Annotated in this window: 16 protein-coding genes; 12 read left to right on the forward strand and 4 right to left on the reverse strand. The window is 66.9% G+C overall.

Annotation, left to right across the window (positions count from 1 at the left end):
* Positions 1 to 1,178 (reverse strand): porin (locus PMI12_RS15445; RefSeq protein ID WP_007834108.1); only part of this gene is annotated, 1,178 nt, incomplete at its 3' end.
* A 282-nt stretch (positions 1,179 to 1,460) separates the two neighbouring features.
* On the opposite strand from PMI12_RS15445, the gene coq7 reads away from it, so the two are divergent.
* Entirely contained in the window at positions 1,461 to 2,090 is a 630-nt protein-coding gene (gene coq7, locus PMI12_RS15450) for a 2-polyprenyl-3-methyl-6-methoxy-1,4-benzoquinone monooxygenase (RefSeq protein ID WP_042673493.1), read from the forward strand.
* 9 nt (positions 2,091 to 2,099) lie between these two features.
* Here coq7 and PMI12_RS15455 read toward each other — a convergent pair whose 3' ends face one another.
* Positions 2,100 to 2,549 carry an OsmC family protein gene (locus PMI12_RS15455; protein ID WP_007834112.1) on the reverse strand — a complete coding sequence of 150 codons (450 nt, stop codon included), beginning with the start codon at positions 2,547 to 2,549 and terminating at the stop codon, positions 2,100 to 2,102.
* Positions 2,550 to 2,818: 269 nt separating this feature from the next.
* Here PMI12_RS15455 and PMI12_RS15460 point away from each other — a divergent pair, with 269 nt between their 5' ends.
* On the forward strand, positions 2,819 to 4,021 hold the full coding sequence (locus PMI12_RS15460) for a porin (protein WP_042673499.1): 1,203 nt from the start codon (positions 2,819 to 2,821) through the stop codon (positions 4,019 to 4,021).
* A gap of 93 nt (positions 4,022 to 4,114) precedes the next feature.
* On the opposite strand, the gene PMI12_RS15465 is transcribed toward PMI12_RS15460, so the two are convergent.
* Positions 4,115 to 5,245, reverse strand: coding sequence for a hypothetical protein (locus PMI12_RS15465; RefSeq protein WP_042673494.1), 1,131 nt, complete (start codon positions 5,243 to 5,245; stop codon positions 4,115 to 4,117).
* Positions 5,246 to 5,294: 49 nt separating this feature from the next.
* On the opposite strand from PMI12_RS15465, the gene ilvA reads away from it, so the two are divergent.
* Complete coding sequence (gene ilvA, locus PMI12_RS15470) at positions 5,295 to 6,911, forward strand: threonine ammonia-lyase, biosynthetic (RefSeq protein ID WP_007834123.1); 1,617 nt, start codon at positions 5,295 to 5,297, stop codon at positions 6,909 to 6,911.
* Positions 6,912 to 6,916: 5 nt separating this feature from the next.
* Here ilvA and PMI12_RS15475 read toward each other — a convergent pair whose 3' ends face one another.
* Positions 6,917 to 7,546 (reverse strand): type II secretion system protein N, encoded by a 630-nt coding sequence (locus tag PMI12_RS15475; protein WP_007834127.1) that lies wholly within the window; start codon positions 7,544 to 7,546, stop codon positions 6,917 to 6,919.
* A gap of 50 nt (positions 7,547 to 7,596) precedes the next feature.
* On the opposite strand from PMI12_RS15475, the gene gspG reads away from it, so the two are divergent.
* The 9 genes from gspG to PMI12_RS15520 all read left to right on the forward strand — a co-directional run.
* On the forward strand, positions 7,597 to 8,037 hold the full coding sequence (gene gspG, locus PMI12_RS15480) for a type II secretion system major pseudopilin GspG (protein ID WP_042673496.1): 441 nt from the start codon (positions 7,597 to 7,599) through the stop codon (positions 8,035 to 8,037).
* A complete protein-coding gene (locus PMI12_RS15485; protein ID WP_007834132.1) occupies positions 8,012 to 8,524 on the forward strand; it encodes a prepilin-type N-terminal cleavage/methylation domain-containing protein in 513 nt (170 codons plus the stop codon). Before gspG ends, PMI12_RS15485 begins: the two co-directional genes overlap by 26 nt.
* Complete coding sequence (gspI, locus tag PMI12_RS15490) at positions 8,521 to 8,904, forward strand: type II secretion system minor pseudopilin GspI (protein ID WP_007834138.1); 384 nt, start codon at positions 8,521 to 8,523, stop codon at positions 8,902 to 8,904. The genes PMI12_RS15485 and gspI overlap by 4 nt, the downstream gene beginning before the upstream one ends.
* Positions 8,904 to 9,593, forward strand: coding sequence for a PulJ/GspJ family protein (locus PMI12_RS15495; protein WP_007834140.1), 690 nt, complete (start codon positions 8,904 to 8,906; stop codon positions 9,591 to 9,593). The genes gspI and PMI12_RS15495 overlap by 1 nt, the downstream gene beginning before the upstream one ends.
* Positions 9,590 to 10,579, forward strand: a complete 990-nt coding sequence (gene gspK, locus PMI12_RS15500) for a type II secretion system minor pseudopilin GspK (protein WP_007834142.1) — start codon at positions 9,590 to 9,592, stop codon at positions 10,577 to 10,579. The genes PMI12_RS15495 and gspK overlap by 4 nt, the downstream gene beginning before the upstream one ends.
* Before the next feature lie 124 nt (positions 10,580 to 10,703).
* Positions 10,704 to 11,921 (forward strand): type II secretion system protein GspL, encoded by a 1,218-nt coding sequence (gene gspL / locus PMI12_RS15505; RefSeq protein WP_007834145.1) that lies wholly within the window; start codon positions 10,704 to 10,706, stop codon positions 11,919 to 11,921.
* A complete protein-coding gene (gene gspM, locus PMI12_RS15510) occupies positions 11,918 to 12,463 on the forward strand; it encodes a type II secretion system protein GspM (protein WP_007834147.1) in 546 nt (181 codons plus the stop codon). Before gspL ends, gspM begins: the two co-directional genes overlap by 4 nt.
* Before the next feature lie 19 nt (positions 12,464 to 12,482).
* Positions 12,483 to 13,283: a type II secretion system protein N gene (gene gspN, locus PMI12_RS15515; RefSeq protein WP_007834149.1), complete on the forward strand. Its 801-nt coding sequence runs from the start codon at positions 12,483 to 12,485 to the stop codon at positions 13,281 to 13,283.
* A 5-nt stretch (positions 13,284 to 13,288) separates the two neighbouring features.
* A partial coding sequence (locus tag PMI12_RS15520) for a secretin N-terminal domain-containing protein (RefSeq protein WP_007834150.1) occupies positions 13,289 to 14,332 on the forward strand: 1,044 nt, incomplete at its 3' end.

Below are 14,332 nucleotides of genomic sequence, written 5' to 3' on the forward strand. Positions count from 1 at the left end.
CCGCCAACCGTGTAGCCAGCGCCGTTCTTGTTGCTGACACGAGCGATCGTAGCGTACAGAGCCGTGCGCTTCGACAGGTTGTGCACGTAGCCCAGAGCGATCTTGTTGGCCTTGGGATCAGGCGTATTCAGAGCGAACGGGTTGTTCGGCAGGTTCTGGTCCAGCTTGACGTGCGACCACGAAGCGCGGATCAGGCCAGCGCCGACCGGCACGGTCACGCCGAGCAGGTAGCCGGTCAGATCGATGTCGGGACGGCCGCCAGCCAGCGGGGTCACTTCGTAGTCGATCTTGTTCTTGGCCTTCGACACTTCACCGAACAGCTTCACGGGACCGAAGTCATACGAAGCGCCCAGGTTCAGGGTGTTGACCTTGGTGGTCGTGCCGACGTAGTAGTCGTCGCCAACGGTGCTGCTGCCATAAGCCAGCGCAACGTCCAGAGGACCGTTTGCGTAGCCGAAGCGGCCACCGATGTAACGGCCTTGGCGCTGGCTGTTGAGCACGTTAGGCGTGAAGATGCCCGAGTCGTACTTGGTCTTCTCTGCCAGGGCGTATTGCACTTGGCCGTAGAAACCACCCAGGTTCGGCGGCAGGAAGTAGCCGATCGAGTTGCTGGCGCGAACGTAGTTGCTGCTGCCCACGTTGGTGAACGCGCCGGTCGAAGCTGCGGGCGTACCGAAGCCACCGAAGGCGGTGTTGGCCGTCGAAACCAGGTTGGTGCCAACGCCGTTGGTGCCGAACGGATCGAACACGGTGTCGTTCCAGAACGTCGGGGTGTAGTCACGACCCAGGCGGACTTCACCGAAACCACCCGACAGGCTCACGGTCGAACGACGAGCGAACGTCGCGATACCTTGCTGGCCGTCGTCATTGGAGATCGGAGCTTCGAGCCAGAAGCTGGCTGCCAGGCCACCGCCCAGGTCTTCCGTGCCACGGAAGCCGATGCGGCTCGAGTTGTAACCCGAGTTAGCCAGTTCGCGACGGCTGGTCTTGACCGAACCTTGGTTCAGGTAGACGGGGATACCGAAAGCGTTGGGGAACACGGTCGCGCGGTTGTCGCGGGCGGTGTTCGAGTAGCCGCTGATCGACGCGTCGACCACACCAAACAGCGTGACGGACGACTGAGCCGAGGCAACACCGGCAACAGCCAGGGCAGCCAGAGCAACTAGAGATTTTTTCATTGCAAGTTTCTCCAAGGTTAAACATAGGGCTCCGGTGCGAAGGGCTCACCGTGACTGGCACTTTTGTGCTCCCACCGGACCCCGGGCCAACCTCCTTTTGGGAAGTTGATGCTATTGCACCAGAGCCGATGCGGCAGGGCAAAACAATTCGCCCGAAATCTTGGATGGCCCGCGCGTTTCGTTGCACGCCTGCAACAAAGGACTTAGGCCTTGGCACGCACCACCATGTGAAATGTGACAAGGCTTCCGCATGGCATTTCGCATGTGCGTTCAAATAGGCGCATGACACTCATGACCGACTCCGTCCTGGCCGCGGCAGACGCGGCGTTGCGCACCCTTTTCGCGCGCCCCCATGCCACGCGGGCGACGCCCGCCCCCTCATTGGCGCCCAGCGAATTGAGTGAAGCGGAACGCCGGGAGGCCGGCGCGCTGATGCGGGTGAACCACGTCGGCGAAGTCTGTGCACAGGCGCTTTACACGGCCCAGGCGGCCGTGGCGCGCGACCCTGCGCTGCGCGCCCATTTCATCGAGGCGGCGCACGAGGAAACCGATCATCTGGCCTGGACCCGACAGCGTCTGGACGAACTGGGCGCACGCCCGTCGCTCCTGAATCCTCTCTGGTATGCGGGCGCCTTCGGGTTCGGCTTGGTTGCGGGCCGTCTCGGGGACCCGCTGAGCCTGGGGTTCGTTGCGGAAACCGAGCGTCAGGTAGAAGCCCACCTGGAAAGCCACCTTGGCCGCCTCCCGCCCGCAGACAGCGCCTCCAAGGCAGTGGTCGAGCAGATGAAGCTCGACGAAGCCCGCCACGCGTCACAGGCTGTCGACGCCGGCGCAGCGGAACTCCCCGCGCCAGCCAAGGCCCTGATGCGTGTGGCTTCCCGCGTGATGACCACGGTAGCGCACCGCATCTAGGCCATTCGCTCAAGTTTCGATCAGATCGAAACTGGTAGTGATCTCGGCAGTCTTCGCCAGCATGATGCTGGCAGAGCAGTAGGTTTCGTGGCTCAGTGCAATTGCGCGTTCCACGGCGGAGGCCGGAATTCCCTTGCCCGCCACAGTGAAGTGCATATGGATCTTCGTAAAGACCTTGGGATCCTTTTCCGCGCGCTCGCTGGTGAGCTTGACGCTGCAGCGCTCGACGCGATGGCGTCCGCGCTTCAGTATCAGCACGACGTCGTAGGCGGTGCATCCGCCGGTGCCGGCAAGAACGGTCTCCATCGGCCGCGCGGCGAGGTTCTGCCCGCCGTTCTCGGGTTTCGCGGCATCGGGGGCGCCGTCCATCATCAGGACGTGGCCGCTGCCTGTCTCGGCAACGAAGCCCATGGCCGATCGCGTGCCTGCGTCGCCGGTCCAACTCACTGTGCATTCCATGGTTTTCGGGGTTCCAAGTCTGAGATGCCGGGCAAAAATACACGCCGGCCTCCCTTTGTGTGTGGGAAAAGCATCACTCGCTTGTTGCAACGCAACAAACAATAGATATACTTTATTTCATTGCGCACTTGGTTGTGCGCACCCAGTTGTCTCCTCCACCCTTCCAATTGGTGGATTTAGCCCCGAGCTGCAAAGCTCGGGGCTTTTTTCTTTTCAGCCCCTGGCCGGCTCGGCGCCACTCTAGTTTTCGCGCCGAAAGGGTAGTTGCTCTGGCTGCCCTGGCTGTTGCCGGTGTTGCCTCGGCCCAATCGTCCGTCACGCTGTTTGGTGTGGTCGACGCGTCGATCAGCGGCTACTCGAACAGCTCACGCGACCTGAACAACGGCGTGACGTACAACGCCCTCGGCTTCCCAGTCGCTTACAACCCGTTCTACCTGAACCAGGGCAGCGTCAGGGTCAGCCGCCGCGAACTGGCCAACTCGGCCTACAACTCCAGCAAACTGGGCTTCCGTGGCACGGAAGACCTCGGCGGCGGCCTGGCGGCCAGCTTCTGGCTCGAAGCTCCGATCAAGAACGACGACGGCTCGGAAGGTGTTGCAACCTTCTCTCGCCGTTCGACCGTGAGCCTGTCGGGCGGTTTCGGTGAAGTCCGCCTCGGCCGCGACTACACCCCGACGTTCTGGAACAACAGCGTGTTCGACCCGTTCGGCGCCAGCGGCGTCGGCACCAACCTGATCCAAACGGCCACCGGCGCTTTTGGCAACCCGACCCGCACCGGCAATTCCATCGGCTACTTCCTGCCGTCGAACCTGGGTGGTTTCTATGGCCAATTGCAGTACGCCTTCCATGAGAAGGACAAGTACAGCCCTGGCTTGGCTACGCCTCATGCGGCTAACAATTCGCGCACCGGTCGCTATGTCGGTGGACGTTTCGGCTACGCAAACGGCCCCCTGGACGTTGCAGCCGCCTACGGCAGCAGCACCGTGGGCGACGACTACTACGCCGGCACGACCACCAAGGTCAACACCTTCAACCTCGGCGCTTCGTATGACTTCGGCCCCGTGAAGCTCTTCGGCGAATTGTCTCGAGCCAAGCGGAAGACCGATATCGACGGCGACTTCTTCGTCCGGCCGGCTGCGATGGCATCGGACAAGCTCAACGGCTGGCTGGTGGGTGTGACGGCCCCCGTGGGTGCCGGCCTGATTCGTGCATCGTATTCGGCCGTGAAGTACAAGACGGACGATAACAATCCGTACTTCGACACACCGGACAAGAAGGCCAACAAGCTGGCACTCGGCTACGTGCACAACCTGTCGAAGCGCACGGCCCTGTACGCAACGATCGCTCGTGTCAGCAACAAGAACGGTGCTGGCTACACGGTTGGCGGCCCGGTCTTCTACAACAACGCAGCCAACGTCTTCACCCCGAAGACCTCGACCGGCTACGACTTCGGCATTCGCCACGCCTTTTGACAGAGTCTGATCCCGATGCTGGCAGCAGCCAGTTCGAGTCAATTCAGTGTCAAGCCGCCCAGCTCATGCCGGGCGGTTTTTTTGCTTTTCTTCTCAACTCGCGCGGCCGCGTCTGCTTTGCAGCAGCCCCACATTCATTTCTCCGCTCAGAACCGAAGCGTAGAAACGTTCAACCATGTTGACGCTCGTTCGCGCATTGCGTGCCAAGGTCAGCATGTCGATTCCCTGGCCGTACAACAGCCGCAGCGTGATGGCGGTATGGCGCAGGCAGTAGAGCGTCCTCGACTGACCCAGCGGTCCTTTTTCAAGGCCGCTCTCCTCGAGCACCCAATGGAAAAGAAAGTTGAGCACGGCCAGCGCGTGCTCGCGGTTCTTCAACTGCGGCAGGAAGAGATAGTCGTCCGCCGCGCCGAAGCCATGTTCGCGGCGATGAGCGAGCAAGCATTCGTAGACCCGCACCGCCGGCCGCAGGCTCACGATCGGCTGGCTGTGCCGCTTGGTCTCCGGCAGGTTCATGCGCAAATAGACGTGCTTGCTCCGAACGATCTCGATGTGCTTGTGCTTCATGAGCTTGATGTCGCTCGGACGCACGAAGGTATTCACCATCCAGCGGATCAGCCAGGGCAGCTCGTCGGGCATGGCGAGCAGTTCGCGCGCAATCCAGAAGCGTTCGCCGGCCGCAAGCTGGTCGAGCACCGGATGCGCGTGCCCGCGCAAGCTGCGCGCGGTCCTGGTGATCGCCCGGTACTCCGCAACGCTGAAGCTGCCGCGCGGCTGGCTGCGCACCTTGACCTTCGGAAATGCGGGCACATCGCGAAGCACGCCGATGTGCACGCCATGCATCACCACTTTGCGCAAAAGCACGAGGTACTGCGCAATCGTCGTGCTGCTGAAGCCCCGTTCTCCGAGGCGATCGATCAAGCGTTGTGCGTCGGACGTTGCAAACGACTGCGCCGGCACATCACCCAGCAGCGGAACGATGTGCGCACGCAATCTGTTGCCCATCACCTGCCACGTGGGGCGGCCGATTTCGTTTCGCCGAACCCGCGCAGCCTCGGCCTGCATCAACCCTTTCGAAAGATCACTGACAGAAATTGATAACAGATTTTTTTCAATTGTGAACTGATTGGCGGCTGCCGGAGCCGGTGGACAGGTGCGTCCAAAAAAACCTGAATCATTTGCGGCTGGAGCGTTGCTGAAGAGGTTTATGACATTTGTGTCCATGTCATGCCCGCATGCAATCCCGATGCCTCTTATCATCGACAGTTAGCAAATGAAAACTCCCTTGGAAAAAACCGTGCGCAATGCACCTGTTAATCCGGCGCTGACGCCCGCCGACTATCTCAGAAAAATTCTCAACGCCCGGGTCTACGACGTTGCCGTCGAGTCCGCACTTGAGAAAGCGCGCGCGCTCAGCGAACGGCTGGGCAACACCGTGCTGCTCAAGCGCGAAGACCAGCAGCCGGTCTTCAGCTTCAAGCTGCGCGGCGCCTATAACAAGATGGCGCACCTGAGTGCTGCGCAATTGGCGAGCGGCGTTATTTGCGCATCGGCCGGCAATCACGCGCAAGGCGTTGCATTGGGTGCACGCAAGCTCGGCACGCGCGCGGTGATCGTGATGCCGGTGACCACGCCCAAATTGAAGATCGATGCGGTGCGCGGCTTCGGCGGCGAAATCGTGCTGCACGGCGACAGCTATTCGGATGCCTATCTGCACGCGCTCGAATTGCAGGCACAGCAAAACCTGACCTTCGTTCATCCCTTCGATGACCCCGACGTCATTGCCGGCCAGGGCACCATCGCAATGGAAATCCTGCGACAGCACCAGGGCCCGCTCGATGCCGTGTTCGTCGCGATCGGCGGAGGCGGCCTGATCTCCGGCGTGGCCAACTACATCAAGGCCGTGCGTCCCGAGATCAAGGTGATCGGCGTGCAGATGAACGACTCCGACGCGATGATGCAATCGGTCGCCGCGCACCAGCGCGTGAACCTGCCCGACGTCGGCCTGTTCTCGGACGGCACGGCCGTCAAGCTGGTCGGCGAGGAAACCTTCCGCATCGCCAGCGAACTGGTCGACGAATACATCGCGGTCGACACCGATGCCGTGTGCGCCGCCATCAAGGACGTCTTCGTGGACACGCGCAGCATCGTCGAACCGGCGGGTGCATTGGCGGTCGCGGCCATCAAAGAGTACGTTGCGCAGCACGGCCGCCACGGCGAGACCTACGCGGCCATCCTGTGCGGCGCCAACATGAACTTCGACCGGCTGCGTTTCGTCGCGGAGCGCGCCGAGGTCGGCGAAGAACGCGAGGCGCTGTTCGCCGTCACCATTCCCGAGGAGCGCGGCAGCTTCCGCCGCTTCTGCGAACTGGTCGGCGAGATGCCCGCGAGCGATGCCGAAGCTGCGTTGGGCGGCGCTGGCGCACCGCGCAACGTGACCGAGTTCAACTACCGCATCAGCGACGCGGCCAAGGCGCACGTGTTCGTCGGCCTCACGACCTCGGCGCGCGGAGAGTCGGCCGTCATCGCACGGACCTTCAACGAGCACGGCTTCGACGCGCTCGACCTCACGCACGACGAACTCGCGAAGGAACATCTACGGCACCTCGTGGGCGGACGCACCGGCCTTGCGCACGACGAGCGCCTGCTGCGCTTCGTGTTTCCCGAGCGTCCCGGTGCGCTGCTCAAGTTCCTGAGCCTGATGCGGCCGAACTGGAACATCAGCCTGTTCCACTACCGCAACCAGGGCGCCGACTATGGCCGCATCCTCGTGGGCCTGCAGGTGCCGTCCGGCGAAGCCACCGAGTTCGACGCCTTCCTCGAAACGCTAGGCTATCCCTACGTCGAGGAAACGGCCAACCCCGCGTACCGCCTGTTCCTGCAGGCCTGAAAAAGCTACTGCGCGGGCGCCTGCTGCGGCGGCGCCATCGCTGCAGGCTGCTGCAGCGGGCCAACCGGCTGCTGTGGCTGCTGCTGCAATTGCGGTGGGGCCACCACGGCCGGCATCGTCGCGGGCAGAGGCCCGGCCGGCAGAGCCATCGGCACCGCCGGCAACCCCGGGCTGGAAACGCTGATCGGCGCACGCACCGGCAGTTGCAGCGTGAATGCCGCCGGCCCGTCGGCCCGTGCGCCGATGGTCGCCGAGCGCAGGCCCACCGACTGCAGCACATAGTTGTCGCCGACCGCCGAGCCGACACGGAACGGCCGCGGCGGCTTGCCGTCGATGGAGATCAGCGCGGCGCCCTGCTGCGAAGGGTCTGCCACCACGCCCGACAGGGCGAAACGGCTGGCCGCCTCGGGCGCCACCGCTGCCGTACGGGACGCGGGCAGCACGCCCAGCAGCCGTGCCACCGAATCCGAATCGGCCGCCACCGAAGGCCGCGGCATCGTCGCCGCCGCTGCCACGGCCTGCGCCGGCGAAGCCAGGCGCAGCGCCCAGAACACGGCAGCGCCGGCCGCCAACGCCCAAAGCCCGGTCGTAGCAAGTGGGGCATGCCAGCGGGCGGCGGAGTAAGGACTTGTCATGGGCGCGGATTATCATGCAGCGCGCCTTCCGAATCATGTCCGCCCAACCTATGAACAAACTCCTTCGAGCCGCCACCCGCACCGCCCAACGCGGCTTCACGCTGATCGAATTGATGGTGGTGCTGGTCATCATCGGCGTGCTGGCGGCGCTGATCGTGCCGAACGTGATCGAGCGCGCCGACGACGCGCGCGTGACGGCCGCCCGGACCGACATCAACAACCTGATGCAGGCGCTCAAGCTCTACCGCCTGGACAACCAGCGCTACCCCACCGCCGAGCAGGGACTGCAGGCGCTGCTCACGCGTCCGACCACGGGCCCCGCTGCCCCCAACTGGAAGCCTTACGTGGAGAAGCTGCCCAACGACCCCTGGGGCCATCCGTACCAGTACATGAACCCGGGCATCAAGGGCGAGATCGACGTGCTCTCTTTCGGCGCCGACGGCCAGAGCGGCGGCGAGGGCAAGAATGCCGACATCGGCAGCTGGCAATAGCGGCACTGGCGCGCCGCGCCGCAACCGGTTCCCACGCCGCCACACCCGCCCGGCCTGCGGCTTCACGCTGCTGGAGCTGATCGTGGTGATCGCCATCATCGCGATGGCCACTGCCGCCGTGAGCTTCGCGATTCGCGACACCAGCGCCGCCAAGCTCGACCGCGAGGCCGACCGGCTCGCCGCCCTGCTCGAATCGGCCCGTGCCCAATCGCGCGCCAGCGGCATCGTGGTGAGGTGGCGGCCAGTCGAAGGCAGCTTCGTGTTCGACGGCCTTCCGCCGGGTGCGCTGCCCAGCGGATGGGCCGCCGAGGGCATCACTGCACAGGCCGCGCTTTCCAACGGCACGCCGGTTCCGGCGCTGCAACTCGGGCCCGATCCGATCATTGCGGCGCAGCAGGTCATGCTCCATTCCGCCGGACCGCCCGCACGCGCGCTGCGCATCGCGACCGACGGGGTTCGCCCCTTCACCGTCTCGGCGGTGCAATGAGCTCGCGGCACCCTGCTTCGTCCCCGCGCGCAGGCGGCTTCACGCTGATCGAAGTGCTGATCGCGCTCGGCATCGTCGCGCTGGCACTGGCCGCGGGTTCGCAGGCCACCATGTCGCTCACGCGCAATGCGCAGCGCCAGTCCGACCTCGTGCTGGCCGACCTGTGCGCCGAGAACGAACTCGCCAAGGCTCGCCTCTCGCGGCAGATGCCGGCGATCGGCGACTCCGGGTCGATCTGCCTGCAGGCCGGCGTCACGTTCAACGTGACGACCTCGACCGTCGCCACGCTGAACCCGAATTTCCGCCGTGTCGACGTGCAGGTGCGCGACGAAGCCGACGCGCCGATCCTGCGCATCTCCACCGTGGTGGGCCGCTACTGATGCAACGCGCCAAAGCCACCGCACCGCGCGGCTTCACGCTGATCGAGCTGCTCGTTGCCATCGCCGTGATGGCGCTGCTCTCGCTCGTGAGCTGGCGCGGGCTCGACAGCATGTCGCGCGCCACCCTGCAGAACCAGCAGCGCGCCGACGCCGTCCTCACACTGCAGGCCACGCTCGCGCAGTGGGGCGCCGACCTCGATGCCGTGACCCCGCTCGCGCAGACCCGTCCGATCGACTGGGACGGCCGCGCGCTGCGGCTCACGCGCCGCGGCAGCGACGATGCGGCGCCATCGGTGCAGGTGGTGGCCTGGACGCTGAAGTCCGGCCCCGACGGCGTGCGCTGGCGGCGCTGGCAGTCGCAGCCCTTCACCACGCGCGGCGATTGGCAGCAGGCCTGGAACCTCGCGGCCGCCTGGGCGCAGGACGGCGGCTCGGGTTCGGGCGGCTACAACGACGTGCCGCTGGTGCCGGCCAGCAGCTGGCAGCTCTACTACTTCCGCGACAACGTCTGGGCGCCTGCCGGCCAGCTGCCCACCGCCGCGCCCAACCCCAACAACCCCGCGGGCCCCGTCGTCGCCATGCCGGACGGTGTGCGCCTCGTCATCACGCTGCCGCCCGGCGACGGCCTCGCGGGCACGCTCACGCGCGACTGGGTCAGGCCGACCGTGGGGGCGCCGAAATCGTCATGACGGCAGCGAACAAGAAAAAGCACCAGGCCGGCGCCGCCCTGCTCGCCGCGATGCTGACCGTGATGCTGGTGGCCACCTTCGCCGCCGCGGCACTGTGGCAGCAATGGCGCTCTGCCGAAGTCGAAGGCGCCGAGCGCGCACGCGTGCAGGCCGCCTGGGTGCTGGTCGGCGCGCTCGACTGGTCGCGCCTGATCCTCGGCGAAGACGGCCGCACCGGCGGCCCCGACCACCTGGCGGAGCCCTGGGCCGTACCGCTCGAGGAAGCACGGCTCACGAGCTTCCTGTCCGCCGACAAGAACGTGTCGAGCGACAGCCTCGAAGGGTTGCCCGACGCCTTTCTCTCGGGCCGCATCGTCGACGCGCAGTCCAAGCTCAACGTGCTCTCGCTGGTCGATAACGGCAAGCCGGTGCCCGCGAGCGTTGCCACCTTCACCCGGTTGTTCAACCTGCTGGGCCTGCCGGCGTCGGAGTTGAGCCAGATGACCACAGGCCTCGCGGCGGCCCTTGCCATGGGCACCGCGACCGACGGCAGCAGCGGCGATTCCGGCGCCGCGCCGCTGATGCCGCAACAGGTCTCGCAACTGGTGTGGGTCGGCCTGTCGTCCTCGACCGCCGCCGCGCTCGAACCGTACGTGACGATCCTGCCGGTGAAGACCACGCTCAACCTCAACACCGCGAGCGCCGAGGCCATCAGCGCCAGCATGGAGTCGCTCAACATCGCCAGCGCGCGCCAGCTGGTGGAGCGCCGCGCGCGCGCCTTCTTCAAGGACATCGCCGCCGCCAACGCCGCGCTGCCCAGCGGCAGCGCGCCCTTCAACGCGGCGCAGCACGGCGTGGGCACGCAGTATTTCGAGGTCTACGGCAAGCTGCGGCTCGACCGCACCTACGTCGAGGAGCGCTCGCTTCTACAGCGCAGCGGTGTCACGGTGACGACGATCTGGCGCACCCGCGGCGCCGGCGCAACGAACACCCCGGTCAAACCCTGATTTCAATGCACTACTTGTAGACAAAAAGCCTTCCGACACGCGTCACACCTGCGCGACACGCTATCGAAACAAGAGCACCAACCTGTCGGCCCCACCTACAATCACCGGCTTTTCCAAGACCCACATGACCCCCCTGCTGCTCATTGCCCCCCTCCCCCCGGCCGATGCCGCGGGCGAGTACGACTGGGCCCAGGCAGGCGACGACGGCATTGCGTTGCGCAGCCAGGGCCGCGCGTTGCTGGCCCTGCTGCCCTCGGGCGCGGAGGTCATGCTCGGCATTCCTTCCGCCGCGCTCTCGTGGCACCGCGTCACGCTGCCCAAGGGCAGCATGGGCAGCGCATCGAAGCTGCGCGCGGTGCTCGACGGCCTGCTCGAAGAACACCTGCTCGACGAACCCGAGGTCCTGCACTTCGCGCTCGAACCCGACGCCAAGGCCGGCGCGCCCGTGTGGGTTGCGGCCTGCAACCGCATCTGGCTGCGCAGCGTCGTGCAAGGGCTCGAAGCAGCCGGCCGGCGCGTGGTGCGCATCGTTCCCGAATTCGCGCCGCAGCCGGCCGACGGCCCGCCGCTGCTGCTGGTCACGGGCGAGCCCGAGGCGCCGCAGCTCACGGTGTGCGATGCCGACGGCGTGGTCTCGCTGCCGCTGGCCGGCGCGGGGCTGGCGCTGTCTGGCGGCCTGCCGCTGGACACCGCCGTCATCACCACCGAGCCCGCCGTGGCCGAAGCAGCCGAGCAGTTGCTCGAACGCCGCGTGCCCATCGTTCAATCGCCACAGCGCTGGCTGCAGGCCGCGCGCACGCCCTGGGAGCTCGCACAGTTCGACCTCGCCGCGACCGGCCGCGCGCGCGCCGGCAAGAAATTCGCGTCGGTCCTGCAAACACTGCGCTATGCGCCCGAGTGGCGCGCCGCGCGCTGGGGCGTTGTCGTGTTGCTGCTCACCCAATTGATCGGCCTCAACGCCTGGGCCTGGAAGGAGCGCAATGCGCTCGAATCGAAACGCCAGGCCGCCAAGACCATGCTGACCCAGACCTTCCCCTCGGTGAAGATCGTGGTCGACGCGCCGCTTCAGATGCAGCGCGAAGTCGCCGCGCTGCAGCAGGCCGTGGGCGACGTGGCGGGCAGCGACTTCGAACCCATGGTCGGCGCGCTCGCCGCCGCCCTCCCGCCCGGCAAGGTGCCGAGCGCCGTCGACTTCAGCGCCGGCCAATTGCGCCTGCGCGGCCTCGGGCTGCAGCCCTCGGAGGTGTCGCAGATCACCCATGCCATGGCGCCGCGCGGCTACAACGTGCGCACCGAAGGCGACCTGCTGCTCGTGCAGGCACAGGCCGAGGCCGCCCGATGAATTTCAGCGAACAGCTCAAGGCCCGCTGGGCCACCCTCGAAGCGCGCGAGCGCCGCATGGTCGCCGCCGCCGCCGCGCTCGTGGCGCTGGCATTGCTGTGGTGGATCGTGCTCGCGCCCGCGCTGCGCACACTGGCCGCGGCACCGGCCGAACACGCGCAGCTCGACGCGCAGCTGCAGCAGATGGCCACCCTGCAGGACCGCGCGAAGGCGCTGCAGTCGCAGCCGCGCCTGAACCGCGATGACGCGCTGCGCGCGCTCGAGGCCTCGGTGCGCGACAGCCTCGGCGCCGGCAACGCGCAGCTCATGACGGCCGGCGGCGACGGCGCCGCCACCGTCTCGCTGCGCGCGGCGCCCGCGGCCAGCGTCGCCCAATGGCTCGGCCAGGCCCGCGGCAACGCGCATGCAGTGCCGCGCGAAGTCCACCTGACGCGCGCCCCCGCCGCCGCGCCACCGCCGCCATCCGGTGGCAAGGATGCGCCGACGACGCCGCAGGTCCGCTGGGACGGCACCATCGTCATGGCGCTGCCCGCGGCACGATGAGCAGCAACAGCAAGCCCGCATGCTGACCCGCCCCCCGATCTCCGAACCCCGGCCGCGCCGCGGCTGGCGCTGGGCCCTGCTCGGCCTCGCGATGGGCGCGCTGCTGGCGGTGGCGCTGTTCGCGCCGGCGCGCTGGCTGTCGGCGGCATTGTCGAACTGGAGCCATGGCCGCCTCGTGCTGGCCAACCCGCGCGGCACCGTCTGGAACGGCACGGCCGCGGTGGTGCTCGCCAGCGGCGCCGGCGGCACCCAGGCGGTGTCGCTGCCCGGCCTGCTGCACTGGCGCATGCGCCCGGGCTGGAGCGGCATTTCCGCCAGCCTCGACCTGCCCTGCTGCGCCGAGCAGCCGCTCGAACTCAAGGCCAGCCCGCGCGCCGGGGGCATGCAGCTGGCATGGCAGGACAGCCGCTCGCGCTGGCCCGCCACCCTGCTCACCGGCCTGGGTGCGCCCTGGAACACGCTCAAGCTCGAAGGTGCGCTCGATCTCTCCACCAAGGCCTTCTCGATGCAGTGGGACGGGCCGGCGCTGCGCATCGCCGGGCAGGCCACGCTCGACGCGACCGACGTCTCCTCCAGCCTGTCGACCCTGCGGCCGATGGGCAGCTACCGGCTCACGCTCGAAGGCGGCCCCCGTCCCACGCTGCTGCTGAGCACGCGCGAGGGCAGCCTCGAACTGAACGGCAGCGGCAGCTGGAGCGGCACGTCCTTCCGCTTCAACGGCGAAGCCAGTGCCGCACCCGGCCGCGAAGACGCGCTTTCCAATTTGTTGAACATCATCGGACGGCGCGTCAACGCACGTTCGATCATCACCCTGGGTTGACCCTCATGATGAAGCCACTGTTTTCGACCGGCACCGTCGCACTCGCCGTGCGCGTGCTGATCGCCGCCACGTTCCTGCAAGGCGCGCCCGCCGCGTTCGCGCAGACCGGCGACGCGCCGCGCCGCGGCGAGCCGATCACGCTGAACTTCGCCAATGCCGACATCGAGGCCGTGGCCCGCACCATGGCGGTGGTCACGGGCCGCGACGTGGTGGTCGACCCGCGCGTCAAGGGCACGATGAACCTGGTCACCGACCGCGCGATCCAGCCGGCCGCCGCCTTCAACCAGTTCGCCTCGGCACTGCGCCTGCAGGGCTTCGCGGTGGTCGAGGCCGACGGCCTCTACAAGGTGGTGCCCGAGGCCGACGCCAAGCTGCAGAGCAGCACCGTCAACACATCCATCAGCGCCACCGCGTCGAGCGGCAGCAACCAGATCGTCACGCAGATCTTCCGCCTCAACTACGAGTCGCCGAACAACCTGCTGCCGGTGCTGCGCCCGCTGATTCCGCCGAACAACACCATCAACGTGAACCCGGGCAACAACTCGCTCGTGATCACCGACTACGCCGACAACATGCGCCGGCTGGCGCGCATCATCGCCTCGCTCGACGTGCCGAACGCGTCCGACATCGAAGTCATCCAGCTCAAGCACTCGGTCGCCACCGACATGGTGCCGCTGGTGCAGCGCCTGGTCGACGGCGGCAGTGCCGCCGCCCCGGGCGGCGCAGCACCCGGGGCGACGGATGCCTCGTTCCGCACCACGCTGCTGGCCGATCCGCGCAGCAACTCATTGATCCTGCGCGCGGCCAATCCGGCGCGCGTGGCGCTGGTGCGCACGCTGGTCGACAAGCTCGACCGCGCTCCCAGCGAAAGCAGCAACGGCGCGGCCGGCAACATCTACGTGGTCTACCTGAAGAACGCCGATGCGGTGCGGCTGGCAGCCACTCTGCGCGCCGCGATGGCGGCGAACCAGCAGAGCACCATGCCGGGCGCAGCCGGTGGCGCAGGCGGCGGTGCCGTGCCGCAGCAGAGCGCGCCGCAGGCCATGCAG

This window comes from Variovorax sp. CF313, assembly GCF_000282635.1.
In the GTDB taxonomy this organism is placed as follows: Bacteria; Pseudomonadota; Gammaproteobacteria; order Burkholderiales; family Burkholderiaceae_C; genus Variovorax.

What these genes read in the sequence shown, in the direction of transcription:
- coq7 (WP_042673493.1), top strand. Translation starts at nt 1,461, where the DNA reads ATGACACTCATGACCGACTCCGTCCTGGCCGCGGCAGACGCGGCGTTG.
- PMI12_RS15455 (WP_007834112.1), bottom strand. Translation starts at nt 2,549, where the DNA reads ATGGAATGCACAGTGAGTTGGACCGGCGACGCAGGCACGCGATCGGCC.
- PMI12_RS15465 (WP_042673494.1), bottom strand. Translation starts at nt 5,245, where the DNA reads ATGGACACAAATGTCATAAACCTCTTCAGCAACGCTCCAGCCGCAAAT.
- ilvA (WP_007834123.1), top strand. Translation starts at nt 5,295, where the DNA reads ATGAAAACTCCCTTGGAAAAAACCGTGCGCAATGCACCTGTTAATCCG.
- PMI12_RS15475 (WP_007834127.1), bottom strand. Translation starts at nt 7,546, where the DNA reads ATGACAAGTCCTTACTCCGCCGCCCGCTGGCATGCCCCACTTGCTACG.
- gspG (WP_042673496.1), top strand. Translation starts at nt 7,597, where the DNA reads ATGAACAAACTCCTTCGAGCCGCCACCCGCACCGCCCAACGCGGCTTC.
- PMI12_RS15485 (WP_007834132.1), top strand. Translation starts at nt 8,012, where the DNA reads ATGCCGACATCGGCAGCTGGCAATAGCGGCACTGGCGCGCCGCGCCGC.
- gspI (WP_007834138.1), top strand. Translation starts at nt 8,521, where the DNA reads ATGAGCTCGCGGCACCCTGCTTCGTCCCCGCGCGCAGGCGGCTTCACG.
- PMI12_RS15495 (WP_007834140.1), top strand. Translation starts at nt 8,904, where the DNA reads ATGCAACGCGCCAAAGCCACCGCACCGCGCGGCTTCACGCTGATCGAG.
- gspK (WP_007834142.1), top strand. Translation starts at nt 9,590, where the DNA reads ATGACGGCAGCGAACAAGAAAAAGCACCAGGCCGGCGCCGCCCTGCTC.
- gspL (WP_007834145.1), top strand. Translation starts at nt 10,704, where the DNA reads ATGACCCCCCTGCTGCTCATTGCCCCCCTCCCCCCGGCCGATGCCGCG.
- gspM (WP_007834147.1), top strand. Translation starts at nt 11,918, where the DNA reads ATGAATTTCAGCGAACAGCTCAAGGCCCGCTGGGCCACCCTCGAAGCG.
- gspN (WP_007834149.1), top strand. Translation starts at nt 12,483, where the DNA reads ATGCTGACCCGCCCCCCGATCTCCGAACCCCGGCCGCGCCGCGGCTGG.